This window comes from Gilvimarinus xylanilyticus, from assembly GCF_024195295.1.
Taxonomy (GTDB): domain Bacteria; phylum Pseudomonadota; class Gammaproteobacteria; order Pseudomonadales; family Cellvibrionaceae; genus Gilvimarinus; species Gilvimarinus xylanilyticus.
Window position 1 is genome coordinate 646,685 of the sequence record NZ_JAMFTH010000001.1, and the last position, 26,896, is coordinate 673,580.

31 protein-coding genes are annotated in these 26,896 nt (G+C 54.4%); 25 read left to right on the forward strand and 6 right to left on the reverse strand.

Going from position 1 to position 26,896, the window contains the following annotated elements:
• Nucleotides 1-12: 12 nt before the first annotated feature.
• Nucleotides 13-357 (reverse strand): hypothetical protein, encoded by a 345-nt coding sequence (locus tag M6D89_RS02745; RefSeq protein ID WP_253966502.1) that lies wholly within the window; start codon nt 355-357, stop codon nt 13-15.
• Between the two features lie 16 nt (nt 358-373).
• Nucleotides 374-1,666 (reverse strand): flavohemoglobin expression-modulating QEGLA motif protein, encoded by a 1,293-nt coding sequence (locus M6D89_RS02750; RefSeq protein ID WP_253966503.1) that lies wholly within the window; start codon nt 1,664-1,666, stop codon nt 374-376.
• A gap of 137 nt (nt 1,667-1,803) precedes the next feature.
• Here M6D89_RS02750 and M6D89_RS02755 point away from each other — a divergent pair, with 137 nt between their 5' ends.
• The 14 genes from M6D89_RS02755 (at nt 1,804) to M6D89_RS02820 (ending at nt 12,539) form a co-directional block, all read left to right on the forward strand.
• Complete coding sequence (locus tag M6D89_RS02755) at nt 1,804-2,118, forward strand: Rieske (2Fe-2S) protein (RefSeq protein WP_253966504.1); 315 nt, start codon at nt 1,804-1,806, stop codon at nt 2,116-2,118.
• Nucleotides 2,119-2,268: 150 nt separating this feature from the next.
• A complete protein-coding gene (locus M6D89_RS02760; protein WP_253966505.1) occupies nt 2,269-2,541 on the forward strand; it encodes an FmdB family zinc ribbon protein in 273 nt (90 codons plus the stop codon).
• 26 nt (nt 2,542-2,567) lie between these two features.
• The gene (gene aspS, locus M6D89_RS02765; protein ID WP_253967687.1) at nt 2,568-4,361 is read left to right on the forward strand and encodes an aspartate--tRNA ligase; all 1,794 of its coding nucleotides are present in this window, start codon (nt 2,568-2,570) and stop codon (nt 4,359-4,361) included.
• A gap of 96 nt (nt 4,362-4,457) precedes the next feature.
• Entirely contained in the window at nt 4,458-5,198 is a 741-nt protein-coding gene (locus M6D89_RS02770; RefSeq protein WP_253966506.1) for a YebC/PmpR family DNA-binding transcriptional regulator, read from the forward strand.
• Between the two features lie 61 nt (nt 5,199-5,259).
• The gene (gene ruvC / locus M6D89_RS02775) at nt 5,260-5,778 is read left to right on the forward strand and encodes a crossover junction endodeoxyribonuclease RuvC (protein WP_253966507.1); all 519 of its coding nucleotides are present in this window, start codon (nt 5,260-5,262) and stop codon (nt 5,776-5,778) included.
• A 32-nt stretch (nt 5,779-5,810) separates the two neighbouring features.
• A complete protein-coding gene (ruvA, locus tag M6D89_RS02780) occupies nt 5,811-6,416 on the forward strand; it encodes a Holliday junction branch migration protein RuvA (protein WP_253966508.1) in 606 nt (201 codons plus the stop codon).
• A 4-nt stretch (nt 6,417-6,420) separates the two neighbouring features.
• A complete protein-coding gene (gene ruvB, locus M6D89_RS02785) occupies nt 6,421-7,443 on the forward strand; it encodes a Holliday junction branch migration DNA helicase RuvB (protein ID WP_253966509.1) in 1,023 nt (340 codons plus the stop codon).
• Entirely contained in the window at nt 7,440-7,862 is a 423-nt protein-coding gene (ybgC, locus tag M6D89_RS02790) for a tol-pal system-associated acyl-CoA thioesterase (RefSeq protein ID WP_253966510.1), read from the forward strand. Before ruvB ends, ybgC begins: the two co-directional genes overlap by 4 nt.
• 6 nt (nt 7,863-7,868) lie before the next feature.
• Nucleotides 7,869-8,570, forward strand: coding sequence for a protein TolQ (gene tolQ / locus M6D89_RS02795; RefSeq protein ID WP_253966511.1), 702 nt, complete (start codon nt 7,869-7,871; stop codon nt 8,568-8,570).
• Nucleotides 8,571-8,594: 24 nt separating this feature from the next.
• On the forward strand, nt 8,595-9,023 hold the full coding sequence (tolR, locus tag M6D89_RS02800; RefSeq protein ID WP_253966512.1) for a protein TolR: 429 nt from the start codon (nt 8,595-8,597) through the stop codon (nt 9,021-9,023).
• 14 nt (nt 9,024-9,037) lie between these two features.
• A complete protein-coding gene (gene tolA / locus M6D89_RS02805; RefSeq protein ID WP_253966513.1) occupies nt 9,038-9,850 on the forward strand; it encodes a cell envelope integrity protein TolA in 813 nt (270 codons plus the stop codon).
• A 20-nt stretch (nt 9,851-9,870) separates the two neighbouring features.
• Entirely contained in the window at nt 9,871-11,133 is a 1,263-nt protein-coding gene (tolB, locus tag M6D89_RS02810) for a Tol-Pal system beta propeller repeat protein TolB (RefSeq protein ID WP_253967688.1), read from the forward strand.
• Between the two features lie 44 nt (nt 11,134-11,177).
• Nucleotides 11,178-11,690: a peptidoglycan-associated lipoprotein Pal gene (pal, locus tag M6D89_RS02815; RefSeq protein ID WP_253966514.1), complete on the forward strand. Its 513-nt coding sequence runs from the start codon at nt 11,178-11,180 to the stop codon at nt 11,688-11,690.
• Nucleotides 11,691-11,699: 9 nt separating this feature from the next.
• On the forward strand, nt 11,700-12,539 hold the full coding sequence (locus M6D89_RS02820) for a YbgF trimerization domain-containing protein (protein ID WP_253966515.1): 840 nt from the start codon (nt 11,700-11,702) through the stop codon (nt 12,537-12,539).
• 437 nt (nt 12,540-12,976) lie between these two features.
• Here M6D89_RS02820 and ppnN read toward each other — a convergent pair whose 3' ends face one another.
• Nucleotides 12,977-14,389 carry a nucleotide 5'-monophosphate nucleosidase PpnN gene (gene ppnN / locus M6D89_RS02825; RefSeq protein WP_254722093.1) on the reverse strand — a complete coding sequence of 471 codons (1,413 nt, stop codon included), beginning with the start codon at nt 14,387-14,389 and terminating at the stop codon, nt 12,977-12,979.
• Nucleotides 14,390-14,656: 267 nt separating this feature from the next.
• Here ppnN and M6D89_RS02830 point away from each other — a divergent pair, with 267 nt between their 5' ends.
• The 9 genes from M6D89_RS02830 to M6D89_RS02870 all read left to right on the forward strand — a co-directional run bounded on the left by M6D89_RS02830 (nt 14,657) and on the right by M6D89_RS02870 (nt 21,206).
• Nucleotides 14,657-15,574, forward strand: a complete 918-nt coding sequence (locus M6D89_RS02830) for an urease accessory protein UreD (protein WP_253966516.1) — start codon at nt 14,657-14,659, stop codon at nt 15,572-15,574.
• Nucleotides 15,575-15,589: 15 nt separating this feature from the next.
• Nucleotides 15,590-15,892 carry an urease subunit gamma gene (ureA, locus tag M6D89_RS02835; RefSeq protein ID WP_253966517.1) on the forward strand — a complete coding sequence of 101 codons (303 nt, stop codon included), beginning with the start codon at nt 15,590-15,592 and terminating at the stop codon, nt 15,890-15,892.
• Between the two features lie 9 nt (nt 15,893-15,901).
• Nucleotides 15,902-16,207, forward strand: coding sequence for an urease subunit beta (locus M6D89_RS02840; protein ID WP_253966518.1), 306 nt, complete (start codon nt 15,902-15,904; stop codon nt 16,205-16,207).
• A gap of 1 nt (nt 16,208) precedes the next feature.
• Nucleotides 16,209-17,912 (forward strand): urease subunit alpha, encoded by a 1,704-nt coding sequence (gene ureC / locus M6D89_RS02845; RefSeq protein ID WP_253966519.1) that lies wholly within the window; start codon nt 16,209-16,211, stop codon nt 17,910-17,912.
• A 23-nt stretch (nt 17,913-17,935) separates the two neighbouring features.
• Nucleotides 17,936-18,433, forward strand: a complete 498-nt coding sequence (gene ureE, locus M6D89_RS02850; RefSeq protein ID WP_253966520.1) for an urease accessory protein UreE — start codon at nt 17,936-17,938, stop codon at nt 18,431-18,433.
• Between the two features lie 2 nt (nt 18,434-18,435).
• The gene (locus M6D89_RS02855) at nt 18,436-19,107 is read left to right on the forward strand and encodes an urease accessory protein UreF (protein WP_253966521.1); all 672 of its coding nucleotides are present in this window, start codon (nt 18,436-18,438) and stop codon (nt 19,105-19,107) included.
• A gap of 57 nt (nt 19,108-19,164) precedes the next feature.
• Complete coding sequence (ureG, locus tag M6D89_RS02860; protein WP_253966522.1) at nt 19,165-19,782, forward strand: urease accessory protein UreG; 618 nt, start codon at nt 19,165-19,167, stop codon at nt 19,780-19,782.
• 23 nt (nt 19,783-19,805) lie between these two features.
• Nucleotides 19,806-20,030, forward strand: coding sequence for a hypothetical protein (locus M6D89_RS02865; protein WP_253966523.1), 225 nt, complete (start codon nt 19,806-19,808; stop codon nt 20,028-20,030).
• Between the two features lie 81 nt (nt 20,031-20,111).
• Nucleotides 20,112-21,206, forward strand: coding sequence for a 2OG-Fe(II) oxygenase (locus M6D89_RS02870; protein WP_253966524.1), 1,095 nt, complete (start codon nt 20,112-20,114; stop codon nt 21,204-21,206).
• Between the two features lie 56 nt (nt 21,207-21,262).
• On the opposite strand, the gene mgrA is transcribed toward M6D89_RS02870, so the two are convergent.
• The 3 genes from mgrA to M6D89_RS02885 form a co-directional block, all read right to left on the reverse strand.
• Nucleotides 21,263-22,282, reverse strand: a complete 1,020-nt coding sequence (mgrA, locus tag M6D89_RS02875; protein ID WP_253966525.1) for an L-glyceraldehyde 3-phosphate reductase — start codon at nt 22,280-22,282, stop codon at nt 21,263-21,265.
• A gap of 118 nt (nt 22,283-22,400) precedes the next feature.
• Nucleotides 22,401-23,318, reverse strand: coding sequence for a cysteine synthase A (gene cysK / locus M6D89_RS02880; RefSeq protein ID WP_253966526.1), 918 nt, complete (start codon nt 23,316-23,318; stop codon nt 22,401-22,403).
• Between the two features lie 56 nt (nt 23,319-23,374).
• Nucleotides 23,375-24,613 carry a hypothetical protein gene (locus tag M6D89_RS02885; RefSeq protein ID WP_253966527.1) on the reverse strand — a complete coding sequence of 413 codons (1,239 nt, stop codon included), beginning with the start codon at nt 24,611-24,613 and terminating at the stop codon, nt 23,375-23,377.
• A gap of 216 nt (nt 24,614-24,829) precedes the next feature.
• Between M6D89_RS02885 and M6D89_RS02890 the strand changes: the two genes are divergently transcribed.
• Together M6D89_RS02890 and ahpC are read left to right on the forward strand one after the other, a co-directional pair.
• Nucleotides 24,830-25,762 carry an HPP family protein gene (locus tag M6D89_RS02890; RefSeq protein ID WP_253966528.1) on the forward strand — a complete coding sequence of 311 codons (933 nt, stop codon included), beginning with the start codon at nt 24,830-24,832 and terminating at the stop codon, nt 25,760-25,762.
• A 431-nt stretch (nt 25,763-26,193) separates the two neighbouring features.
• Entirely contained in the window at nt 26,194-26,760 is a 567-nt protein-coding gene (gene ahpC, locus M6D89_RS02895; RefSeq protein WP_253966529.1) for an alkyl hydroperoxide reductase subunit C, read from the forward strand.
• Nucleotides 26,761-26,896: the final 136 nt, after the last annotated feature.

The window sequence follows — 26,896 nt, forward strand, 5'->3', positions numbered from 1 at the left end:
CGCAAACAGGCGTCATAGTCTGTACCAGGGGCGGGCGGTGTGGTGAATGTGCGCCAGGTGCCGGGCTTTGACGGCTTCACTGTCGTAAAAAAAATAATCTTCGTCCAAGGCGCGCCGCAGCCACTTGCGGATTGCGGTAGTAGTCACGGCTTCTAACCTTGGAACTCCCAGCTTGTGCTCGGCGTTGTAGCTCTGGTTCCAATGCACCAGCACTTGGTGTTGGGCGAGCTTGATGGCCTGGGTCGTGTCTGCGGCCGCTACCCGTCGCGCGGTCAGAAAGCCGATAATAGGCGTTTCCGTGAAGTTATCAAAGTAGATGCCGGTTCCGCACAGCACAACATCAAAACAGCGGGTCATAGCGATAAAAATATCCTTACTGAGTACGCAGCAGGTGGGCAAAATGCTTGCGCACCCGCACATTGTCGAGCCCGGCAATACTACTGGAAAAGCCAAACCAAACATATAAACCGTTCAGGTTTTTAAACATCGGCGGCAGGTGGGTGGGGCCTTTGATAAGGCCTTCACAATAATGTTGGTAAAGCACGGGAATATCTTCCAGAGTGACCTTGCCTAGATACAACATGGGAATCATTTGTGGGGCGCCTGCGGCAATGGCGCTGCGGATAAACCCGACGTTCTCCACAAAACCTTTAACGTAGCTGATGTCTTTGGTGAAGGCAGCACCACCTGTTACCGGTGCGCCGCGAAACACCCTTTGGGTGACCTTGTAGCTGGCCTCGGGACTGTCACCGCGCTCGCGGAAAAAGCGGTAGACCTCGACAAAATCGGCGCCATTTTCGGCCATATTCACCGCCACGACCCGATCGCTGACCTTTTGTGCCCGGCGGGGAAACGAGCTGAAGGTCAGGGTTTCCATCAGCACCGCCATGCCTTCTTGAATCGCGGTAATACGCGGCGAGCCCACGCTTAGCCAGGTGGCGTAAGGTTGTTCGCGACCGTTAAGGGTGGTGCCAATATGCACCCAGCCTTCGTGTACCTCAAGGACGTTTAGGTCCTGCATGGTAAAAGTGGCGCGGCTGTTGATTTTGATGCAGTCGCCCCCGGCGGCGGCATCAGAGACTATTTCGTCGGACAGCTCGACCCGCACCTTGCCCTTGCCAAAATATTCATCCATGCGCTTAGCCAAATACTCTACTGCAAACTCGGCATCGTATTGGCGGGCGCCCGGCGGGGTCAGGTGGCTGGCGGCGGGCCAGGAAAAGATCTGACACAGGTCCTGTCCCAGCTCCAGCAAGGTTTTGTTATCGCCTGTGATGGTATCGGCGGGTGAGCCGTAGAGCAGGCGGCTGTAGTGGCCAAATTCCGCCGTGCCGCGACAGCCCAGCATGGCAAGCACCTGGCGGTATTGGACTGCGGTATTGCGCATGATCTGGCCCAGGGCATCGGCGGCGCCCAGTTGGCGCACAATATCAATCTCCAGTCTGGCAAACTCTTCGCCCAATTGGTGGCGGTCAAAGGGCAGGGGCATATGCTCGTAATAGTCCCGGCCCAGGTTGGGCAGAGCCTTGCCGTCGCGGGCTAAAAAGGCGTCCTGAATGCTAGCGGGCCATTTGATGGCATCCAGAATACGAATAGGGCGCTGCAAAGCAACTAAGCGGTCGGAGAGGGTTTTGATTTTATCCCGGTACTGAGGCGAGCTGGACATGCTTGTACAACCAGAAGTGGATTCCTTGGGCTTTAGTGTAGCGCGAGCCAGTCGCCACTGAATAGTGGTCAAATACTGAAGTTCGACATTAACCTGTGCCCCTTTTCACAGAGCTGAAGTTGCGGCATAGTGCTTTTATGGCTTACATACCCTTAGCGCGCTTGCATGAACTTTACGACGGTTATCGCCAGTCTATTCGCCTGGCGGGGCAGGAGCTGTTGCTGGTGCAAGATGAGGGGCAGGTCTACTTGTTTGCCAATGTCTGTCCTCACCGTCAGGCGTCGTTGAGTAACGCCAGTATCAATGATGGGGTGCTGCGCTGCGCCCGGCACGGTCTGCAGTTTTCTCTGCGTACCGGACAGCCTTTACAGCCGGGTGGGTGCAATGGGACGCTGCAGTTTTTCCCGCTCATATACGAGGGCAATACCATCGGGGTTGAGGCGTCGTCCTAACCCATTGCGCCCCAGGCGCTGATATTTGTCCTCCCGCCGTATCTGGTGCGGTTTCGATGCGCCTCACTCTCAGGTATAATTGCGCCCTTTTTGGCGGCCAGGGGTCCCTGGATGCGCTGTTTGTTGGTAGGTTTGAAGTGGAGAAAAGCTATGCCTATCTATGAATACCGTTGTGAGGCCTGTGGCCACGAGATGGAAGCATTGCAAAAAATGAGTGATGCGCCCCTGACCGAATGCCCCGAATGTCATCAAGCTGAATTGATCAAGAAAATCTCGGCGGCCGGATTTCGCCTTAAAGGCGGCGGTTGGTACGAGACAGATTTTAAGTCGGGCAGCAAGAAAAACCTTGCCGGCGACGGTGGCAAGAAAAAGCCCGCCTCAGGCGGCAAAAGCGAGTCGGCAGCGTCCGCCTCGGCCAGTTAACGAATAAATTAGACGGGAAAATGAATATGCGCAGTGATTACTGTGGCGCTCTGAATGCCTCTTACATCGACCGAGAAGTCACCCTGTGCGGCTGGGTTGACCGTCGCCGCGATCACGGCGGTGTGATTTTTATTGACCTGCGCGACCGCGCCGGGATTGTTCAGGTGGTTTTCGATCCGGACGCCCAGGATAAGTTTGAGCTGGCCGATAAGGTGCGTGGCGAGTATGTGCTGCAGGTGACTGGTAAGGTTCGCGCGCGCGATGCCGCCACCGTGAATCCTAATATGGCCACTGGGGAAATCGAAGTCTATGGCACGGATTTGGAGATTCTCAACGAAGCGGAAACCATTCCCTTCCCGCTGTCTGAGCACTCCAGTGTGGGCGAAGATGTGCGCCTTAAGTACCGCTATATCGATCTGCGCCGCGCCGAAATGCAAAAAAGCCTGCAGTTTCGCTCTAAGGTGACCATTGCGATTCGCAACTACCTGGACGAAAACGGCTTTTTGGATATCGAAACCCCGATTCTGACCCGCGCCACCCCCGAGGGCGCCCGGGACTATCTGGTGCCTTCACGCACCCACGAAAACAAGTTCTTTGCTCTGCCGCAGTCGCCTCAGTTGTTCAAGCAGCTGTTAATGGTGTCCGGCTTTGACCGCTACTATCAGATTGCCAAGTGCTTCCGCGACGAAGACCTGCGCGCCGATCGCCAGCCCGAGTTTACCCAGATTGATATCGAAACCTCGTTTATGGACGAGGAAGGCATTATGGGTATCACCGAGGGCATGGTGAAGCAGTTGTTTAACAACCTGCTGGAAGTGGACTTGGGCGAGTTCCCGCGTATGGATTACGCCACAGCCATGGCCAAATACGGCTCGGATAAGCCGGATCTGCGCATCCCGCTGGAGCTGGTAGACGTTAAAGATTTGATGGACGAGGTGGAGTTTAAAGTCTTCTCCGGTCCCGCCAAAGATCCCAAAGGTCGCGTTACCGCACTGAAAGTACCCGGTGGCAACGACAAGCTGACCCGCAAGCAAATCGACGACTACACCAAGTTTGTGGGCATCTACGGCGCTAAAGGCCTAGCCTACATCAAGGTTAACGACGTCAGTGACGTGGAAGAGGGCTTGCAATCACCCATCGTTAAGTTCTTGCCCAACAATGTTCGTCAGGCCATTTTAGAGCGTCTGGATGCGCAAAATGGCGATTTGATTTTCTTCGGTGCGGACAAGGCCTCGGTTGTCAGCGAAGCGCTGGGCGCACTGCGCTGCAAGCTGGGCGAAGACCTGAATTTGTACACCCGCGAGTGGGCGCCCCTGTGGGTGGTGGACTTCCCCATGTTCGAGGAGGGCGATGACGGCTCTATGCAGGCCTTGCATCACCCCTTTACCGCTCCTTCGTGTAGTCCGGCCGAGCTTAAATCCAACCCGGCCACCGCGCTATCGCGCGCCTACGATATGGTGCTAAACGGCACCGAGCTGGGTGGCGGTTCTGTGCGTATTCACGATCAGACCATGCAGCAGACCGTGTTCGAAATTCTGGGCATCAGCAGTGAAGAGCAGCGCGAGAAGTTCGGCTTCTTGCTGGATGCGCTTAAATACGGTGCGCCACCACACGGTGGTTTGGCCTTTGGCCTGGACCGATTGATTATGCTGATGACCGGCGCCAGCTCAATTCGCGACGTGATCGCCTTCCCCAAAACTCAGAGTGCGGCCTGTGTAATGACCGACGCGCCGGGTGCGGTGGACGCGGCGCAATTGCGTGAGCTGCATATTCGTCTGCGTCAAAAAGAGCAGAAAGAGTTAAAAGAAAAATCTGAATAACCGGGTTTACCGGTATAACGGCCGGGCTTGCCCGGCCGTTTTTGTATCTACTTTTTGATTTATCTAAGCAATAGCGAGAAATAAGCGGAGTCAACTATGGCTGGCCACAGTAAATGGGCAAACATTAAACACCGCAAAGCCGCGCAAGATGCCAAGCGCGGTAAAGTCTTTACCAAAATTATTCGCGAGTTAACCGTTGCCGCCAAGGGCGGTGATAACCCCGACGATAATCCCCGTCTGCGCGCTGCCATGGATAAAGCCCTGGGCGCCAACATGAAAAAGGACACCATCGACAAGGCCGTTGCTCGCGGTGCCGGTAACACCGAAGGTGATAACTATGAAGAGTGCACCTACGAGGGCTATGGCGTCGGCGGCGTGGCGGTGCTGGTCGAGTGTATGACCGATAACAAAAATCGCACCGTGGCCGAGGTGCGTCACGCTTTTACCAAGCGCGGCGGGAACCTGGGCACCGACGGCTCGGTCGCCTATTTGTTTTCTAAAATCGGTCAGCTGACTTTCAGTGCTGATGTGGAAGAGGACGAATTGCTGGAAGCGGCTCTGGAAGCAGGTGCCGAAGAGCTTATTACTCACAGTGACGACAGTAAAGAAATTGAGACCGCCTTTGAAGATTATTTTGATGTTAAGGGCGCGATGATTGATGCGGGCTTTGCCCCCGAAAACTCACAGATCACTATGAAGCCCTCAACCACGGTAGAGCTGGATAAAAACGGCGCCGAGAAGATTGTTGCTCTGGTGGATATGTTGGAAGATTTGGATGATGTACAAAATGTGTACACCAACTCCGATATTCCCGATGAGGTATTGGAGCAGTTGTGATTTGTCCCGCCGCAACACTCTTGTAATATAGGGCTGTCTTACACAGGCTCTGGGAAAATTAATGGCTATTGTCATGGGGGTGGACCCCGGCTCGCGCAAAACCGGCTTTGGTTTGGTGAATGTGGTGGGAAGTCGCACTGAGTATGTCACCAGTGGGGTTATTCGCATTCCCGATATCGCCTTTCCCGAACGGTTAAAGCTTATTTTTGACAGTGTGACCCAGCTGATTGAGCAGCACTGCCCTCAGGAGTTTGCCATTGAACAGGTGTTTATGGCCAAGAGCGCGGGTTCGGCGCTGAAGCTTGGGCAGGCGAGGGGGGCGGCAATTGTCGCTGCTGTTAATCAGAATCTGCCCGTAGCCGAGTACGAGGCCCGCAAGGTCAAGCAGGCCATTACCGGTACCGGCGCAGCGGATAAACTACAGGTGCAACATATGGTGAAGAACCTGTTAAAGCTTCCCGCCTGCCCGCAAGAGGATGCCGCCGATGCGCTTGCCATCGCCCTGTGTCATGTAAACTCGCAACAACATTTGTTAAAACTGGCCCGCGCACGCAGCTTTCGCCGCGGTCGTATGGTATAAAGGCCTTTGTTTTTAAACAGAATTAATAAGTCATGATTGGACGATTGCACGGCACATTGCTGGAAAAACAAGCCCCGTTTCTGCTTCTCGATGTGGGTGGTGTGGGGTACGAGGTGCAGGCGCCCATGACGACCTTTTACCACCTTCCTGAGCTCAATCAAACCGCGACTCTCTACACGCACTTGGCCGTCAGCGAAACGGCGCAGCAGTTGTTCGGTTTTGCCAAACGTTCTGACCGCGATTTATTTCGCACCTTAATTAAGGTAAACGGCGTCGGACCCAAAATGGCTGTGGCTATTCTTTCGGGCATGGATGCGGACGATGTTGCCCGCTGCGTGCACGATGATAATGTCAGCGCTTTGGTCAAGGTGCCCGGAGTGGGCAAGAAGACCGCCGAGCGCCTGGTGATTGAGCTGCGCGATAAAATTTCCCCTTCAGGTGGTCGCGCCGATCTGCTTAATCCTGCCGCCGCCGCGCTCACCCCGAGCGACGCCGGTGAAGAGGCCGAGAGCGCGCTGATCGCGCTGGGCTATAAGCCCGCCGAAGCGACCCGTATGGTTGCCGCCCAGAGCAAGGCCAACCCCGCTGCCAGTGCCCAGGAATTAATTCGGTTAGCACTGCGGAAAATAGCGGGATAGCGTTATGATTGAAACCGACCGCTTAATCGCCCCCGATAGTAAAGGCCCCGAAGAGCAGCTGGACCGCGCGATTCGCCCCAAAACCCTGGCCGAGTATGTGGGCCAGCCGGTGGTGCGCGAGCAGATGGAAATCTTCATTCAGGCCGCGCGCGCGCGCGATGAATCCCTGGATCACACGCTCGTGTTTGGTCCGCCTGGCCTTGGCAAAACCACACTCGCCAATATTATTGCCCAGGAAATGGGGGTGGCGTTAAAAAGTACCTCGGGGCCGGTGCTGGAAAAAGCCGGTGATCTCGCGGCGTTAATGACCAACCTTGAGCCAGGCGATGTGCTGTTTATCGATGAAATTCATCGCTTAAGCCCCGTAGTAGAAGAGATCTTGTATCCGGCGATGGAAGATTTCCAGCTGGATATTGTGATTGGCGAAGGCCCTGCGGCGCGCTCAATCAAACTGGATTTGCCGCCATTTACCCTGGTGGGCGCGACCACCCGGGCGGGCTTGTTAACCTCACCTTTACGTGATCGTTTCGGCATTGTGCAGCGGTTGGAGTTTTACAATATCGCCGATCTCACCCACATTGTCAGCCGTTCGGCTGACCTTTTAGGGGTGCCCATGGATGAGGCTGGCGCGGCCGAGGTGGCCAAGCGCTCGCGTGGCACCCCGCGCATTGCCAACCGCTTGCTGCGCCGGGTGCGTGATTATGCGCAAATTAAAGCCGATGGTCAGGTGAGTGAAACCGTTGCCGATCAAGCGCTCAACATGCTGAACGTGGATGTGCGCGGCTTTGATCATATGGATCGGCGCCTGCTGGTGGCGATGATGGATAATTTTACCGGCGGCCCGGTGGGGGTGGATTCTCTGGCGGCGGCCATTGGCGAAGAGCGCGGCACTATCGAAGATGTGATTGAACCCTATTTGATTCAACAGGGTTTTATTGCCCGCACCCCGCGTGGGCGCGTGCTGACGGCCCAGGCTTACCAGCACTTCGGCGCCCCGGTGCCCGATCGCTTTAAGGATGGCTTGTGAGCGAAGCGTTATTTTCCCTTCCAGTGCGGGTTTACATTGAAGACACCGATGCCGGCGGTATTGTCTACTACGTCAACTACCTCAAGTTTATGGAGCGTTCGCGCACAGAATTTTTGCGCCAATACGGTTATGATAAGCCCGCGATTTTAGATGATGGCAAATTACTGGTGGTGCACCGGGCCGAAGTGGATTACAAACGCTCGGCGAAATTGGATGATCTGCTTGAGGTGACCTGCGAGCTGGACACTCTGGCGCGCACCAATGTGATTTTCCGTCAGCGCATATTTCGCGGGAACGAATTGCTGTGCACGGGTCTAATTCGCATTGCCTGTGTGCTACCCGAGACCATGAAACCCTGTGCCATGCCCAGCGCGATGCGCGACAAGCTGGCCCAGACTATTGATACGGACAAGAGTTAAGTCTTTATGCCTAACGAACATTCGCTTTCCATTTGGGGGTTAATTGCCAATGCCAGCCTGCTGGTGCAACTGGTGATGGCGTTGCTATTTCTGGCCTCGGTGGTCTCCTGGGTTATGATTATTCAGCGCGGTATGTACCAGCGCAAAGCCCGGGCAAAATATTTATCGTTCGAAAAGCAGTTTTGGTCCGGCATTGATTTGAATCAGCTGTATCGTCAAAGCAATGGCAAAACCGGTAAAGATGCCGTCGATGGGGTAGAGAATATTTTTCGTGCCGGCTTTAAAGAGTTTATGCGTCTGCGTTCGCAAAGCAGTGCCGACTCGGACGCCGTTATGGAAGGCTGCCAGCGTGCCATGCGGGTGGCCCTGGCGCGCGAGGAAGAAAAGCTGGAACAGCATCTGCCATTTTTGGCGAGTGTGGCCTCGGTTAGCCCCTACATTGGCTTGTTCGGTACCGTATGGGGGATCATGAACTCCTTCCGGGGGCTGGCGAATGTGCATCAGGCGACCCTGGCTACCGTGGCGCCGGGTATTTCCGAGGCCCTGGTGGCGACTGCCATGGGGTTGTTCGCCGCGATTCCCGCGGTGCTGGCTTATAACCGCTTTTCCGCCCGCGCTGAGGTCATGGAAAACCAGTACCAGACCTTTGCCGAAGAATTCTCCGCGATCCTGCATCGCCAGGTACACAGCAAACAAGTGTCCTCGTAAATTTCGCGACCGGAGACCGCTTTTATGTCAGCCTTTGGCCCCCGACAAAAGAAAAAGCCCATGGCAGAGATCAACGTCGTGCCCTATATCGACGTGATGTTAGTGCTGCTGGTGGTGTTTATGGTAACTGCGCCCATGCTGATGCAGGGCGTGCAGGTGGACTTGCCCGAAGCGCCTTCGGCGCCTATCGATAACCAGGATGACGAGCCTTTAATCGTTTCAGTGGATAAGTCTGGCCAATACTACATTGAGCTGGGCGGCGAGCCCAAACAGGCCAAGCCGCTGCCGCAAATTGCCGAGATGGTGGGCAAGGTGCTGGGTGAAAAGCCCACTACCCCGGTCTTGGTTTGGGGGGATAGCGATGTCAATTACGGCGTAGTGGTGGGGCTGATGACCCGGCTGCAAAACGCCGGTGCGCCCTCGGTTGGTCTGGTGACCGACCCGCCGGAATAAGTGAAGCATCGTCTATGAAGTGGCGCAGTAGTTATACGCTTCCCACCGCTGTCAGTGTCAGTATGCATCTGGCACTGCTGTTGGTGATTACCGTTGGCTGGGAATCCACCGCAACCGTCGAGCCGCGGGTGTTCAAACCCAAGTTTGTCGAGGCCAAGTTGGTAGAGCTGAAAGCGCAAACCAAGGAAGAGACCGCACCGGCACAAAACAAAGTGATTGACCTGACTAAAAAGCGCGAGTTGGAACGTCAGCAGGCCGAGGCCGAGCGCAAAGCCCGCGAGCAGGCGGCACGCAAGCGCAAACAAGAGCAAGAGCGCAAGGCCAAAGCCGAGGCCGAGCGCAAACGCAAGCAAAAGGAAGAGGCCGAGCGCAAGCGCCAGCAGGAGCTGGAAGCCAAGCGCCGCGCCGAGGAAGCGGCCAAACAAAAAGCCGAGCAAGAGCGCCGCGAGCGCCTGGAGCGTCAGCGCCTGGAAGAGGAAAAGCGCAAAGCCGAAGAGGCGGCGCGCCAGCAGGCCGAAGTGGCTGCTGCGCAAACCCAAAGTTACGTCAATATGATCGCCGCCCGGGTGGAGCAAAACTGGAGTCGTCCGCCCTCGGCGCGCCGTGGCATGACCGCCACGCTCTTGATACAGTTAGTGCCCACCGGTCAGGTGGTGAACGTCACGGTCATAAAAAGCAGTGGCAATGCCGCCTTTGATCGCTCCGCCGAACAGGCCGTGCGGCGGGTGGATCGATTTGCCGAGTTGCAAAACATGCCGCCGAAACTGTTTGAGCAGAACTTTCGGCAGCTAAAGCTGGAATTTAAGCCCGAGGATTTACGCTTGTGAGAATTGTTGTCGCTTTATTAATGTTATCTCTGGCGTGGAGTGCCCACGCGCAGCTGACCATTGAGATCACTCAGGGGGTGGACAACCCTACCCGAATTGCGGTGGTGCCCACGGGGTGGAGCGGGTCAGCGCCTCTGCCGGAAGATCTGTCGTCTATTATTTCGGCCAACTTAGAGCGCAGCGGGCAGTTTGACTCGGTTCCGCGCAGCAGCATGCTGTCTTTTCCCGCCACCGAAGCGGATGTCTTCTACCGCGACTGGCGGGTAATGGGCACAGAGTTTTTGCTGGTCAGCAATGTGGAAAAGCGGGGCGAGCGTTATTACGCCACTTACAGTTTGTTTGATGTCCTGGGGCAGCGCAAAGTAATCAGCCAGGCTAAGGTCGATGGCAGCGAAGCGCAGCTGCGTGATCTGGCGCATCATATTTCCGATAAGGTGTACGAAAAAATCACCGGTATTCGCGGCGCTTTCTCTACGCAAATCATGTATGTAGAAGCCTTTCAGCGCGCCACCAGTGATGACAAGTTCCGCTTGATGCTGGCCGATGCCGACGGTGCCCGGCCGCGTCTGTTGCTGGAGTCGGAAGAACCACTGCTTTCACCAGCTTGGTCTCCCGATGGGCGTCAGGTGGCCTATGTGTCGTTTGAGACCGATCGCCCGGCCATCTTTTTGCAGGATTTGGCCACGGGGCAGCGTGAACAGTTAACCAATTTTACCGGTTTGAATGGCGCGCCGGCGTTCTCGCCCGACGGCGATAAGCTGGCTATGGTGCTATCGAAAGACGGCAATCCCGAGATTTATACCCTGGATTTGCGCTCGCGCCAATTCACCCGTATTACCAATCACTACGCCATTGATACCGAGCCCAGCTGGACGGCCGACGGTGAAGCGGTGGTATTTACTTCAAATCGTGGCGGTAAGCCACAAATTTATCAGGTGACTCTTGCCAGCGGGCGGGTAGAGCGCTTAACCTTCGAGGGTGAGTATAACGCTCGCGGGCGAGTGTCCCTGGATGGCAAAACCCTGGTGATGGTTCATCAGCGTAATGGTGTGTTCCACATTGCGGCGCAGGACCTTACCAATGGTACTTTGCGAATCCTGACAGAGACAAACCTGGACGAATCGCCTACTATAGCGCCTAATGGTGCTATGTTGCTATATGCGACACGCTCTGGGGGAAAAGGTATACTGGCCGCTGTGTCACTGGATGCGGGAACCAAATATCGTTTGCCATCCAAGCAGGGTGATGTTCGGGAACCTGCTTGGTCGCCATTTTTTCAATAAAATTGCAGTGAGCTCAAAATATCAACAATTGATCGGAGTTAAACATGATTACTAAAGCAATGAAACAAGGCCTGAGTTTTGCGTTTGTTATGGCGTTCCTGGTGGGCTGTTCCAGCACAGACACAAAAACCGATGGCGCCGACGCCGGTACCAGCGCGAACGGCGGTGTGACCACAGGCACAGCTGATGGTGGCTCACTGGGCTCCAGTGACGGCTCGCAAGACGCTATGAGCGATCTGGAAACTGTGATCTACTTCGATTTTGATCAGGCCGTACTTCAGCCTGAAGCACGCACGCTGCTGCAAGCGCACGCCGAGCAGCTGATCGGCACCAACACTCAGGTACGCCTGGAAGGTCATGCCGACGAGCGCGGTTCGCGCGAATACAATATGGCGCTGGGTGAGCGTCGCGCCAACGCGGTACGCGACTTTTTGGTTCTGCAAGGCGTAAACCGCAGCAATCTGGAAGTGATCAGCTACGGTGAAGAGCGTCCTCTGTCGCTGGGCAGTGGCGAGTCTTCCTGGAGCAAAAACCGTCGCGTAGAACTCGATTACTAAGAGCGTCGAATGAAGAAAAACCTACTATCTACGGCCGCTATTGCGGCCGTATTTTCGCTGGGGGCTCAAGCGCAGGTCGAAGTCGTGGATTCTTCCACTCAGGCGCCGCGCGAACGCTCCAATGCCACGGGCAATCAAAGCGCTGTTAATCAGCAAGCCGAGCTTTACTACCAGTTGCAAACCCTGCAGCAGGAGGTCATGAACCTGCGTGGTCTGGTGGAAGAGCAGGCGTTTGAACTCAAACGTTTAAAGCAACAGCGCTTGGATGATTATCTGGATCTGGATCGGCGTATCAGCGCTTTAACCACCGGTACCACCCCCGAAACCTCGCCGGCTGCGGCTATCTTCACCCCCTCTGAATCCCTTGGCGCGGGTAGTGTAAGCGCCGCTGAAACGGATGTATCGGATGTCTCCGGCGCTGATTCTGCGCCCGCAGCGGCCCAGGTTTCGGCAGCGTTACCGGCTGGCGTCGCCGAAGGGGCGTCGGAAGCGGAGATTTACGGCGCCGCCTATGACCTGCTTAAGGAGCGTCAGATAGACGCTTCAGTGGCGGGGTTCAAGGCGCATTTACAACGCTTCCCTCAGGGTGAATATGCCAGCAATAGTTACTACTGGTTGGGTGAGATTTACTTGTTAAAGAGTGATTTGCCCGAGGCCGAGCGCTGGTTCGATAGTTTGCTGGTGGAGTTTCCCGACAGTCGCAAGGTGCCGGACGCGCAGTTTAAACTGGGCAAGGTGTACCATTTGCAGGGTAATAACGCCCGCGCTAAAGAGCTTTTGGAAGTTGTTGCAACCAGCAGTGCTGATGCATCGCGCCTGGCTCAGCAGTATTTGCAGGAAAACTTTTAACCGGGGAGGGCCTCCCCGGTTAAATTTGTGCTGCTTGCTTAACGGCGAAAGGGAGACTGTATCAGAGGCAAAAACAAAAAAGACGGGCAAAAAAAAGGCCCACCTATGTGGACCGCGGGTGAACTGTGAATCCCTGTTCGCAATACAGACCTACTCCGTGGTCCATGCGTCCTGCTGTAATCCTTAACCCCTGTCGTGGTTTGGCATTCCCGGCCGTAAGACTTCCCTATTTGTCCTGTCGCTTCCTTGTTGCTGTTGTTGTATTCCCTGGCCTTCCTGGCAGACGTCCTGTGAACCTTCCTGGCCCTTAGTCATCCCTGTGACGTCCCTGTAGATACAGTATCGTCAAATCGTAAGCTTTTGCAAAGAAGTGAAATTCACCTCTTTGTGTAGGATATGTCTCACACTGCCACAATGATATGACGCTTTGATGACCACTATACAATTCGGTAACAGGGGGTGTAGTGACTGCCGGGAAGCTTCATGCGGCCCTGGTTCTGGAAGGCTGTTAACAAGTCATCCACCGGCTGCATGATGCTCTGCTCACCACTGATCTCAAACAGACCGTTTGCTTCAATGGCGCGAATGCCTTCATCTTTAACATTACCCGCGACAATCCCGGAAAACGCGCGCCGCAAATTGGCGGCCAGCTGATGGTTGGGTTGCTCGCGGTTGAGCTGCAAATTACGCATATTTTCATGAGTAGGAGCAAACGGGCGCTGGAAGTCTCGGGGGATTTTCAATTGCCAGTTAAAATAATAGGCATCGTCGGTTTGTTTGCGAAATGCGCGCACCGAGGCAATGCCCCCCACCATGGCTTTGGCGACTTTTTCCGGGTCGTCGATAATAATCTGATATTTTTGCTGTGCCTCGGGCCCTAAGGTCGTACCAATAAACGCATCGATCTGGCGGAAATAGTCCGCTGCCGAGCCGGGCCCCGTAAATACGAGTGGAAAAGGCAGTTCACGATTGTCAGGGTGCAGTAGAATGCCCAGCAGGTAAAGAATCTCTTCGGCAGTACCCGCACCGCCTGGAAATACGACAATTCCATGCCCGGCGCGCACAAACGCCTCCAGACGTTTTTCAATGTCCGGCATAATCGTGAGTTCGTTGACGATAGGGTTGGGCGCTTCGGCGGCAATAATCCCCGGCTCGGTAATGCCGATATAGCGACCCACGCCCAGGCGCTGTTTGGCGTGGCCGATAGTTGCACCTTTCATGGGGCCTTTCATGGCGCCGGGGCCGCAACCTGTGCAAATATCCAAACCGCGCAGGCCCATCTGATAGCCGACTTTTTTGGTGTAATCGTATTCGCCCATACTGATAGAGTGCCCGCCCCAGCAGACCACTACATTGGGATCGACTTTGGGGCGAATCACATCGGCGTTGCGCAGCATGTGGAATACTGCATCGGTGGTGGCTTCGGTGCGGTCGTTATCGAGAGAGCGCAGCAGGCGTTCATCGCTGCTGGCAAAGACCACATCGCGCAGCACGGCAAACAAGTGTTCTGCTATACCGCGGATCATCTGTCCATCGACGAAAGCACTGGCCGGTGCGCCTTTCACTTCGAGCTTGATACCGCGCTCTTCCTGAATGATTTGAATCGCAAAGTCGGGGTAGCGCTCCAGCAGTTCTTTACCGTCGTCCAGCGAGTTGCCGCAGTTGAGAACCGCCAGGGCACAGCTGCGAAACAGTTTATAAAGCCCGCTTTGGCTTACATCCAATAACTTCGCCACTTCGGCTTTAGATAATATATTAAGCTGCTCTTGCGGGGAGATAATCGCGTCTATCGTGTGGTATGCACCGGATTCGTGGTGGGTGTGCTGATAAGGTAATTGGCTTTGAGGCATAGAGGTAAACATCCTGTGGTATAACCTGAATTTTTAGTGTAACGCATCTTAAGCGCCTTCAGGTTGCAAAATTACCCCCCTTTGATTTGCTGATGCCCAATAATGGGGCGAGTTGTGTGGCTTTTTGTTTGCCTGCACTTTGGTGGTGCATTATTGCTGCTTGATGGGTTGTCAAAGCGCGCGTTTCGGGGCTTATGGGTAAGTGCTATCTGGCATACTTCTTGTTGTTGAATGCCCAATCATGGAACAGGTTGCTGAGAATTTATTTTGACATTACCCGCCAGTGAATTAGAGGGCGATATAAAAAGATCGCGTGCGGACGATCCTGTGCAAGTGACGCGCAGCTGGCCCGCAAGTTTAACGCTTGAATTTGCCCCCCGGGGTGAGCGAACAGCTGTGGTTCGTGCCCGGCATCAGGGACCTTTGCGAATTCAACGTGCTTTTTATCCCGAAGCCGATTGGGCCCATGTGTATTTGTTGCACCCCCCGGGCGGGCTGGTCGTGGGCGATCAGCTGCAGCTAAATTTAAGTACTCAGGCTAACGCTTGCGCCTTGGTGACGACACCTTCGGCGGGAAGAGTTTATTCGCTCCAGGCACTTCAGCACAGTGATAAGACGACTACCCAGGGACAGCGGGTCGAGTTGCAGCTAGAGGAGAACAGCTCGCTTGAGTGGCTGCCACAGGAAACCATTGTCTTTAACGGTGCCAATGCCCGCCTGCATACTAGGGTGGAGGCGAGCCCGGATAGCCGGTACTGCTTGTGGGATATTGTCTGCTTAGGGCGGCCCGCCTGCGATGAGGTTTTTACCCAGGGTGAGGTTCTGCAAACCCTGGAGATTAACTGCGCGGGCAAACCACTGCTGCGTGAGCGCACCCGAGTACGCGGAGGCGATTCAATGATGAAGGCGCCCTGGGGGCTGAAAGGGGCCTCAAGTTTTGGAACTATGGTTGCGAACGTTAAAGTCTCACGCGATGCGGTTGATCAGCTGTTAGAGGATTTGCATCAGCGCTTTGCCGGCACCGCCGAGCAGTGGGGCATTACGCAAAAACAGGGGCTGCTTATCGCCCGTTATTTAGGCAATAACGTGGGGGAGTGCCGGATGGGCTTTGCTCAGATTTGGGCCGCGGTGCGGCCACTGCAAATGGGGCGCGAGGCGGTCGAACCAAGAATTTGGAATACTTAAAAAGGGGACAGATCTGTGGAGTTAAGCCCGAGAGACAAAGATAAATTGCTGCTTTTTACCGCGGCACTGCTGGCCGAAAGACGCAAGGCGCGCGGGGTGAAACTTAACTACCCCGAGGCAGTAGCATTAATCAGCGCGGAAATTATGGAAGGTGCGCGCGATGGCAATACCGTTGCGGAATTAATGGATCGCGGCCGTCAGGTTCTCACCCGCGACGATGTAATGGATGGGATTGCCGAGATGGTACACGAGGTTCAGGTAGAGGCGACCTTTCCCGATGGTACCAAGTTGGTCACAGTCCATAACCCCATTGTTTAGGAGATGGCGATGATTCCCGGTGAATACGATATTAAGCCCGGTCAGCATACGCTGAACGAGGGCAGAGAAACCATTCGTTTGGTGATTGCCAATACCGGCGATAGACCCGTACAAGTGGGATCTCACTATCATTTTTTTGAGGTGAACCCGGCGCTGCGTTTTGATCGCGATAAAGCGCGCGGATTTCGCCTGAACATTGCCGCTGGTACTGCTGTGCGGTTTGAGCCGGGCCAGGAGCGCGAAGTGGAGCTGGTGGCTCTGTCGGGTAAGCGAGTGGTCTATGGGTTTCGCGGCCAAGTGATGGGGGAGTTATAAAATGGCGACGATCGACAGAAAGGCCTATGCCGAAATGTTCGGCCCCACCACCGGCGACAAAGTGAGATTAGCGGATACCTCGCTGTGGCTGGAAGTGGAAAAGGATTACACCACCTACGGTGAAGAGGTTAAGTTCGGTGGCGGTAAAGTGATTCGCGACGGGATGGGGCAGTCCCAAGCCAGCTGTGCCGATACCCCGGATACGGTGATCACCAACGTATTGATTTTAGATTACTGGGGCGTGGTAAAAGCCGATGTCGCGCTCACCGGCGGACGTATCAGTGCTATTGGCAAAGCGGGTAACCCGGATATCCAACCCGACGTCACCATTCAAGTCGGGCCGGGTACCGAAGTGATTGCCGGCGAGGGACAGATACTGACCGCTGGCGGTATCGATGCGCACATCCATTTTATTTGTCCGCAGCAAATTGAAGAAGCTTTAATGAGTGGTATTACCACCATGATTGGCGGCGGCACGGGGCCTGCGACCGGCACTAACGCGACCACCTGTACACCGGGCCCCTGGCACATGGCGAAAATGCTGCAAGCGGCAGAAAGTTTTCCCATGAATCTGGGGTTTTTGGGTAAGGGTAACGCCAGCTTGCCTCTGGCGCTGGAGGAGCAAATCGCTGCTGGGGCCCTGGGATTAAAATTGCACGAAGACTGGGGGACCACGCCGGCATCGATTAATAACTGCTTGAACGTAGCAGAAAAGTACGATGTGCAGGTGGCGATTCACACCGACACCTTAAACGAGTCGGGCTTCGTCGAAGACACCATTGCCGCGTTTGACGGTCGCACTATTCACACCTACCACACTGAAGGAGCGGGCGGCGGACATGCGCCGGATATTATTAAAGCCTGTGGTCTGGCGAACGTATTGCCCTCGTCCACCAATCCGACGCGGCCTTACACGGTCAATACCATCGACGAGCATTTGGATATGCTGATGGTGTGTCACCACCTGGACCCTAATATTCCCGAAGATGTGGCCTTTGCCGATTCGCGTATTCGCAAAGAGACCATTGCCGCCGAGGATATTCTGCACGATCTGGGCGCCTTTTCCATGATTAGCTCCGACTCTCAGGCCATGGGGCGGGTGGGCGAGGTGATTTGTCGCACCTGGCAGACGGCCCACAAAATGCGCGAACAGCGCGGCGCGATTCCCGGGGAAACGTCCAGCGCCGACAATTTACGAGCCAAGCGCTATATTGCCAAATACACGATTAACCCGGCCATCGCCCATGGTATTTCCCACGAGGTGGGGTCGATTGAAGTGGGCAAGTTGGCCGACCTGGTGCTTTGGAAGCCCGCGTTTTTCGGTATCAAGCCTTCATTGATTCTTAAGGGCGGGGTGATTGCCGCGGCGCCCATGGGCGATCCCAATGCCTCTATTCCCACTCCGCAGCCGGTACACTATCGCCCCATGTTCGGCGCCTACGGCAAGGCCTGCACCGGCTCGTCGGTCACCTTTGTCAGTCAGGCCGCCATAGAGGCTGGGGTAAAGGGTTCTCTGGAACTCGAGCGACGTTTGGTGGGGGTTAAAAACTGCCGTTCGGTGACCAAAGCGAGTATGGTGCTTAACGACTATCAGCCTCATATGGAGGTCGATCCGCAAACCTATGAAGTGCGCGCCGATGGCCAGTTGCTGACCTGTGAGCCGGCTACCGAGCTGCCCCTGGCGCAACGCTACACCTTGTTTTAATCATCAGTTGGGAAAAGAAATTTATGTTAGAGGCGTTTAAGGTTGTTCAGGGCCCGGCCCGCGACGATATACCGGTTGTCGAATTAACCTTTGAGCAGCGGCAAAAAAGTCGCTACCGGACGCAGACTCGCTGCGGACAAACCCTGGGCTGGTTTGTCGAGCGCGGTCATGTGCTGGCCGATGGCGAACTGCTGGAATGCAGTGACGGTACACGAGTTTTGGTGGAGGCCGCGTTGGAAACGGTTAGCAATGTGGTGTGTGATGATCGCCGGCAGTTGGCGCGCGTAGCCTATCACCTGGGTAACCGCCATGTGCCCTTGCAGGTGGGGGACAACTTTGTGCGCTATCAGCACGACCATGTGCTGGATATTATGGTGAAGGGGTTGGGGCTTGCCGTGGAATGCAAACAAGCCCCTTTTAATCCTGAAAACGGGGCTTACCATGGCGGATCTCACGGGCATTCCCACGATCATGCCCACGAGCACAGTCATACCCATCAGCATTCTCACGAGGCGGTGTAGGCGTGGCGTCCACGGCCTTACTGCACTTACTGCACTTAGTGAGTCCCGCACTGCCGGTAGGCGCCTACGCCTATTCTCAGGGCTTAGAGTACGCTGTGGAAGAGGGCTGGCTAAAAGACGATGAAGCCCTGCGGGACTGGTTGGCAAACGTAATGAGCCATTCACTGGCCTATTTGGACGTGCCGGTTTTGCGACGTTGTTACGCGGCCTGGCAGCAGGGTGATATTGATCGGGTGAACCACTGGAATGATTATACCCGCGCCTGTCGTGAAACCTCGGAGTTGTTGTTAGAAGACGAGCAGCTGGGTCAGGCGCTCAATCGCTTGCTGGTGTCGTTGCAGGTGCCCCGCAGTGAGCGAAGCTTGTATCGCTCGACGCCGGGCTTTGTCTGTCAGTTTGCTCTGGCCGGGGTTCATTGGAACGTCGATCTAGACGAGCTGGCACAGGGTTTGGTTTGGAGCTGGCTGGAAAACCAGGTGGCGGCGGCTACAAAAATTGTGCCCCTGGGGCAAACCCATGCACAACAAGTATTGGTCGCGCTAATGCCCGAGGTGCAGGAGACCTGCGAGCGGGCGAAGAGCGTGAAAGACGAGGAAATCGGTTTGAGTCTGCCGGGTTTGGCTATGGCGTCGTGTCTACACGAAAGACAATACACCCGGCTGTTTCGGTCTTGATCTGGCCTAAGCGACATCAATCATATCGATCATTGTATTGAGAGTAAGAGAGTAACCATGAAAAAACCTACACTGCGCTTGGGCATCGGCGGCCCAGTTGGCTCGGGAAAAACCGCTCTGGTAAAAACCCTGTGCGCGCATTTAAAAGACAAATACAACATCGCGGTTATTACCAACGATATCTATACCCGCGAGGACGCTGAATTTTTGCAACGCCATCAAGCGCTAGAAGACGACCGTATTATCGGGGTGGAGACCGGGGGGTGTCCTCACACGGCGATTCGTGAGGATGCCTCGATGAACTTATCGGCGGTAGCCGAATTGCAGACACGGCACGAGGGCCTGGATGTTATTTTGATTGAAAGTGGCGGCGATAATCTGGCCGCTACATTTAGCCCCGAGCTGTCTGATTTGACCCTTTACGTTATCGACGTCTCGGCGGGTGATAAAATCCCCCGCAAAGGCGGCCCGGGCATCACTAAATCAGACTTGTTAATTATCAATAAAATTGACTTGGCACCTCTGGTGGGTGCGGACCTCGATGTGATGGATCGCGATGCCCGTAAAATGCGCGGCGACAAGCCATTCTTATTCACTAACTTAAAAGATGAAACCGGCGTGGCCGATGTGATCGCCTTTATCGAAAAAGCGGGCATGCTTGCGCCTGCCAGTTAATACGGATTAATTGAGGAACTCCTATGAAAATGTTAATGAAATTCACCAGCCTGTGCACATTGGCGTTGTTTTCGCTATTCGCCCAAGCGCATCCGCACCATAGCGAACACGCCGCCAGTAGCCATATCCACTTTTCGGTGGGCAGCTTCGCATTGGTCGCGTTTGTCCTGCTAGCCTTTTGGTTTGGTTCGCGTTATTTTCGTTCGCGTGAACGCAAGCACCACGCAAAACAGCGCAAAGATAAGTAGGAAATTCTTAGCCCTGTTATACTGTCCGCTATCTTTTAGGTTTGGTTGATATTTAACCATTTTATCGAGGTGGCGAACGCGATGGACATTATAAATTCTGAGGTGGAAGAAAAACTTGCGCAGTTAAAGCAACGCTTTGCCAGCGCTGAGCCTTTTGGTCATGTAGTGATCGATAATTTCTTCACCGAAGAGTTTTGCCAGGCGCTACTGGATCAGTTCCCGAGCTTTGATGAGCGCCTGGCCATGAACGAAAACGGTCAGGTCGGTCGCAAAGCCGTAAATGAAAAAGTGGCGCAATTGGGGCCTGCCTACCGCCAAATTGATCAGCTGGCAAGTTCGGAATCGTTTCGCGAATGGATTGGTGAGCTGACTGGCATCGATAATCTTCTCTACGACCCCCACTACTTTGGCGGGGGCAGTCACGAAAATTTAACCGGACAAAGTTTAGATGTCCATGTGGATTTTACTCATCATCCGGTTACCAATTGGAATCGTCGACTCAATCTAATTGTTTACTTGAATCACGATTGGCGGCCTGAGTGGGGCGGTAATATCGAGCTACATAAAAACCCGCGCTTACCCGCTGAGCAAGATGAAACGGTTACCGTAACGCCGGTGTTTAATCGCGCGGTGCTGTTTGAAACTCACAACCATTCATGGCACGGTTTTAAGCAAGTTGCGTTACCCGAGTCTGAAAGCCATCGCAGCCGAAAGTCTTTCGCCCTTTATTTTTATACTGATGATCGCGAAAACAAAGTCAGACCTCACTCTACTATCTATGTTGAGGAGCGGGTTGAGCCCTCGCTGTTGGCACCGGGGCATACTTTGAGTTCAGCAGACAGCCAGGCGCTGCGCAATCATATTACACGCCGCGATCATCATTTGGATCGGTTATACAAAAATATTACTGACCTGATGGGACAGCTGCAAGACGCGCGTGAATACATCGAGCACTTAAAGCGTTTCGAGAGGGAAGTGGAGCGGTTACGCCGCCGGCCAGCGCCGGAAACGGTAGTAGAAGTGCCGCAAGAAGAGCCCTTGCCAGAGCCATCATTGCAGGAGTCGGAAACTCCCCGTGAGCGCATGCTTCGCGAAGAGCTTGAGGCGATTGAAAACGCCACATTTTGGAAAATGACAGCACCATTGCGCGCGCTAGTGAGTAAGTTTCGCAAGTAATTCGCACTTACACCCAGCAAAACCGCGCCCAAGCAAGCCAGGGCGCGGTGTATGTTTTACTGTGTGCGAAGGATTTGCTCGATTTGTGTTAACTCTTCGCTGTCGAACTTGGCATTGTCTAAGGCTTGAACCGAGTCTTCAATTTGCGCAACGCGGCTGGCACCAATAATGGCACTGGTAACCGTTTTATTGTTGAGTACCCAAGCCAGCGCCATTTGCGCCAGAGATTGACCACGGTTTTGGGCGATCTCGTTGAGTGCGCGAATTTTGTCCAGAGTCGCTTCGCTAATATCATTTTCGCTCAGATAAATCTGCTCGCCCCGCGCGGCGCGAGAGTCTTGGGGAATACCGTTTAGGTATTTGTCCGTCAGCATGCCCTGAGACAGCGGTGAAAACACAATAGAGCCCACACCTTCCTCATCCAACACATCGGTTAAACCGTCTTCAATCCAGCGATCGAAAAGGTTGTAGCGAGGTTGATGAATCAACAGTGGTGTTCCCAAGTCTTTTAAAATGGCGGCGGCGCGCCGGGTTTGTTCGGGGTCGTAGCTAGAGATGCCCACGTATAACGCGCGGCCGGAGCGCACAATGTAATCCAGCGCACCCATGGTTTCTTCCAGCGGAGTGTCTGGATCGAAGCAGTGGGAGTAGAAAATATCAAAATACTCGACGCCGCAACGTTTTAAACTCTGATCGCAGCTGGCCACCAGGTATTTGCGCGATCCGCCGATACCGTAGGGCCCGGGCCACATATCGTAGCCGGCTTTGCTGGAAATGATCATTTCGTCACGGTAGTGCTTTAAACCATCGGCCATAACCTGGCCAAAGGTTGATTCGGCCGAGCCGTAGTGAGGGCCGTAGTTGTTAGCCAGGTCAAAATGGGTAATGCCCAAATCAAAGGCGCGGTGGATCATGGCGCGCGCGTTGGTCAGAGAATCAACCGCGCCGAAGTTTTGCCATAACCCCAAAGACAGGCGTGGTAGCGATAATCCACTTTTACCACAGCGTTGGTAGGGCATGTTTTCGTAACGCTTTGGGTCGGCAATATACTTGGGGTTTGGCTCGTGAGTGATCATGGGGGCTCTCTTGTGGGTGGATATCGTTATAGTAAATTCGCAAATTTTACGTAAAAACCGGCCCCTAAGGGCCGGTTCTGACGATTCTTAACAGATGTTAAAGTTTTCAGGGGCGTTATTAGGCGCTAAAAAAGTCGTCAATCGACAGATAGCGCTCACCGGTGTCATAGCTGAAAATGATGATTCGACTGCCCGGCGCAAATTCGGCCTCTTTTTGTTTGACCGCCGCAAGCGTGGCGCCAGAGGAGATGCCCACTAACATAGCCTCTTTAAGGGCGCACTGTCTCGCCATTTCAAAGCTGTCCTCTTCGCTCACGGCCACGGTGCCATCCAGAGCGTCAGTGTTAAGAATCTCAGGTACAAAACCCGCGCCTATACCCTGTAAGCGGTGTAGGCCTTTTTCTTTACCTGCAATCACCTGTGATTTTTCGGGTTCTACCGCGTAGGTTTTAAGAGAAGGGAAGGCCTCTTTTAGCACCTCGCTGCAGGCGGTAATGTGGCCGCCTGTGCCGACACCGGTAATCAGGTAATCCAGCCCCTCGGGAAAGTCCGCCAGAATCTCTTTGGCGGTGGTCTCGCGATGCGCTTTAACATTCGCTTGGTTGGTAAATTGCTGCGGTGTCCAGCTGTTGGGGTAGTCGTCGCGCAGCTCGGCGGCTTTGTTGAGCGCACCACCCATGCCTTGTTCTTTGGGGGTTAACACCAGCTCGGCGCCCATGGATTTCATAATTTTGCGACGTTCGACCGACATGGATTCGGGCATGGTTAGGATTAGCCGGTAGCCCCGGGCCGCGCAAACCATTGCCAGGCCAATACCCGTGTTACCGCTGGTGGGTTCGATAATCACAGTATCTTTTTTGAGCTTTCCCTGGGCTTCGGCCTCTTCAATCATTGCCAGGGCAATACGGTCTTTAATGCTAGAACCCGGGTTAAAGCGCTCGACTTTCATCCACACTTCGATGTCGGGACGGAAAAGGTGGTTGATACGAACATGGGGCGTGTTGCCAATGGTTTCGAGAATATTGTTGGCCTTCATCGGGTGCTCCCTGTGTTTGATGGATGCTGCTTGAGTGAATTCACAATCTAGATCATTTAGCCTTCAGGAGCCAGCAGTTCGCTGTTTTCTAACACCTGAGATTCATGCTGAGTGAGTGTTTTGACCGCTGATTTTAGATCCGCAAGACTGACATCGCCAATAGAAATCAGGGCTTTAACGACGTCATCCAGGCTCTTCTCGTCGTCGCTCTGCTGTCTGATCTCGCGATCCAGATCGGCAAAAAGCAAAGCCGCGCGGGCGGTGCGTTCGCCGCTTGAGCTTGTGGCGAACAGGGTTTCGACCTCGGCGCTCCACTCTTCTAACCACTTTATCACCTTGGTGTGGCGCTCATCGGTCATGCCGCCCGCGCGATGCAAGATGGTAAACGAATAATATTCTGCCAGGCCCTCGGCAATCCAGTCATCCTCTCCTTTGCCGCTGATGCTCGTGACAGTGTGAAAAAGCTCGTGAAGCAGGGTGCTGGTGCCGTTTTCGCTCACCATGGGGCGGTCGGCGTGCATAAACAGAGAGTTGGGGCCGGAGAGTCCGCCGCGCCACATGGGGTCGCCGGCGCCCACGATTAAAATTTTAGGTGGCGTTTCGCCGACGATTTCCCGAAGGGTCGGCCAGTTCAGCAACACAAAACTCAGTACATCCATTCGCTTAACGGCATTGCCCAGGGGCGCACTGACGGCGATGTGGGTATCGGGCAAGCGTTCACGGCGGGTGCCCAGCTTACCGGCAATAAACCACCCGGTGGGGCGATCAAAGCGCCGCTTGGGGTCATCGATACGGAATTGACCATCGTCTGTTTTGGGCCAACCACTGTTTACCGAGCGCCAGTGCTCGGGCAGGGTAAAGCGTAAACTCGCCTCGCTCTCGGCGCCTTTGACGGTGCGTACCCGCGCCGGCGGAATCAGATCATCGCCGCGAAAAATGGCAAAGTCCTCTCGGCGCACCGAGTCGTAGCCATCCCCACGACGCTGGTGATTGAGTTGCACGTTTAGTGTTAAGCGGGCGTCGGTTTTGGGTGGCTGCCACACGGCTCTGCCGTCTTCTATGGCCAGTTCGCCATTGGCTTCGACCTGGCTATGAAAGTCTTTATCGAGGTTAAAGTCGATGGTTTTGACGTCGCTGGCATCGGGTATTTCCACACTCACGCGCGCGTGGTCGTCGCTGTGGGTTAAATCGGCATGATAGCGAAGCTCGTAGGCGAGAGTATGACCGCACGTGAGTAAGCCAAGCAAGGGGAGAGCCGTGTAAAAATTACGCAGAGGTAGCAGATAACGCTTCATTAAAAACCTGTTTAGGTGATTGATTTTTAGGGATATATAGCTTTTGCAAAGCACTTCGAGCCGAAACTGAAAGATTGCTTCCGGCTTTATTCGCTTTCCAGTTTAAAGTAGCAAACACTTTGCCAGTACTTGCTACTCGGATGCAGTCGCTCTAGTATGCACCGCCTTGGTGCGCGCTAGCCAGCCCTGATTAATGACTCGCGATTGAGGTCACACGTGTTAAAAATTGCCGAATTTTTTGGAGTGGAATCGAATACCACAAGTCACCGGGAAAAACTAATCTCGGGGCTGGGCGCCTTCGTGGGGATTGCCAGTGTCTATTTTATTTCGCGAGGTGTCCTCAACGAATGGGGCCTGGTGCTAATGCTCGCCTCCATGGGGGCGTCGGCGGTGCTGTTGTTCGCTGTGCCCCACGGCACTTTATCTCAGCCCTGGCCTTTGATAGGGGGGCACCTTATTTCGGCGGCCATCGGGGTAAGTTGTCAGTGGTTGCTGGGTGATTCGGTGTGGACTCCAGCGATTGCGGTGGGAGCCGCGGTAACCGCCATGACTTATTTGCGTTGCATTCACCCGCCCGGGGGGGCAACCGCCTTAGCGGCGGTGATTGGCGGAGCCCCGGTGCACCAACTGGGGTTCACGTATCTGCTGGTTCCGGTGGGGTTAAATGTCGTCGCGATTTTTGCCGCCGCCCTGGTGTTTAATAACCTGTTTGCCTGGCGCCGTTACCCCAGTGCCTTGATGCGCAGCACACCCGCTGCTACCAGCACTGCTCCGCATCTGACTCACGAAGATTTCGCCGCCGCTATGCACAAACTGGATACCTATGTCGATGTCAGCTCGGAAGAGTTATCGCACATATTTGATATGGCTTGGCGCCATGCCCGCGACTCTGAGCGCGAACCTCTATTGCTGCGTAAAGGTGACTACTACAGCAATGGTGAAACGGGGGCGCAGTGGTGTATTCGCCAGGTATTTGATGCTGATGACGATTTAAGCATCGACAAGGCTAAACTGATTTACCGTAATGTTGCGGGCATTAGCGGTGAACAGACGGTATTGTGTACGGCAAAAGAGTTTCGTCATTGGGCCAGGTTTCGCGTGGTCAATAAAAATGGTCGCTGGGTCAAGACTCTCGATACTGTCAGCTGAATCTGCCGCCGTGAGCGGGATACCCTATACCTTCCGAAAGCACGCCCAGGGCGTCTATTAATCTGGCAATTAAGATACTCGTCCTGAGCCTCTTAATTGTCGTCCTGTAAAGTCGGCGGAATTTGCGACTTCCCTTGATTTTACAGGGCTCGCGCTCGCCTTCGGCGCCTCCTGCGCAGTTATTCACCCGACAATCAATCGTTGCCGGGTTAATAGGTATTTCGCCCCTGTGGGAGCAAGCCCTTGGGCATTTGCTCGTTTTCACATCCCCCTTGCAAGATCTGAAGTTTAACGAATTTATTGCAGCTTGTCGGTTCAATAGTGCATGGCTATTTATTTTATAATAATAGTTAATTTAAATTATTGTGAGTATTTTAATAGTATTTACTTCGTGGACAGCTTAAACACTTTTATCCAATCAGGAGTAGCAAATGTCTCGTTATATGAACAGCGAAGTAAAACCTTTTAACGCCACCGCTTACCAGGGTGGCGATTTCATTGATGTCAGCGACAGTGATCTGCGTGGCAAGTGGTCGGTTATATTCTTTTATCCGGCGGACTTTACCTTTGTCTGCCCGACAGAACTGGGAGATCTGGCGGATAACTATGAAGAGTTCAAACGCTTAGGCGTAGAGATTTACTCGGTATCGACCGATACCCACTTCACGCACAAGGCGTGGCACGACTCGTCAGAAACCATCGGCAAAATCCAGTTTCCGATGATTGGTGACCCCACGGGTACCATCACCCGCAATTTTGGGGTGATGATTGAGGAAGAGGGCATTGCTGATCGCGGCACCTTTGTGATCGATCCCGAAGGCCGAGTGCAAATCGTCGAGATTACCGCCGGAGGTATCGGCCGCGATGCCAGCGAACTGCTGCGCAAAATTAAAGCGGCTCAGTATGTGGCGGCAAATCCGGGTGAAGTGTGTCCCGCCAAATGGAAAGAGGGTGAAGAGACACTGGCACCGTCACTGGATTTGGTTGGCAAAATTTAAGCAACCGTGTGTGACCGGCCCCGCGTTTCGTGGAGCACGTCGGACTAATAATGCGGTGCATGGATGCATCGCCGCCGGCGTTAAGCCGGTCGCGAGCCCTAGAAATACCAGCACGTCCGCGCACTTGCGCCAGTAT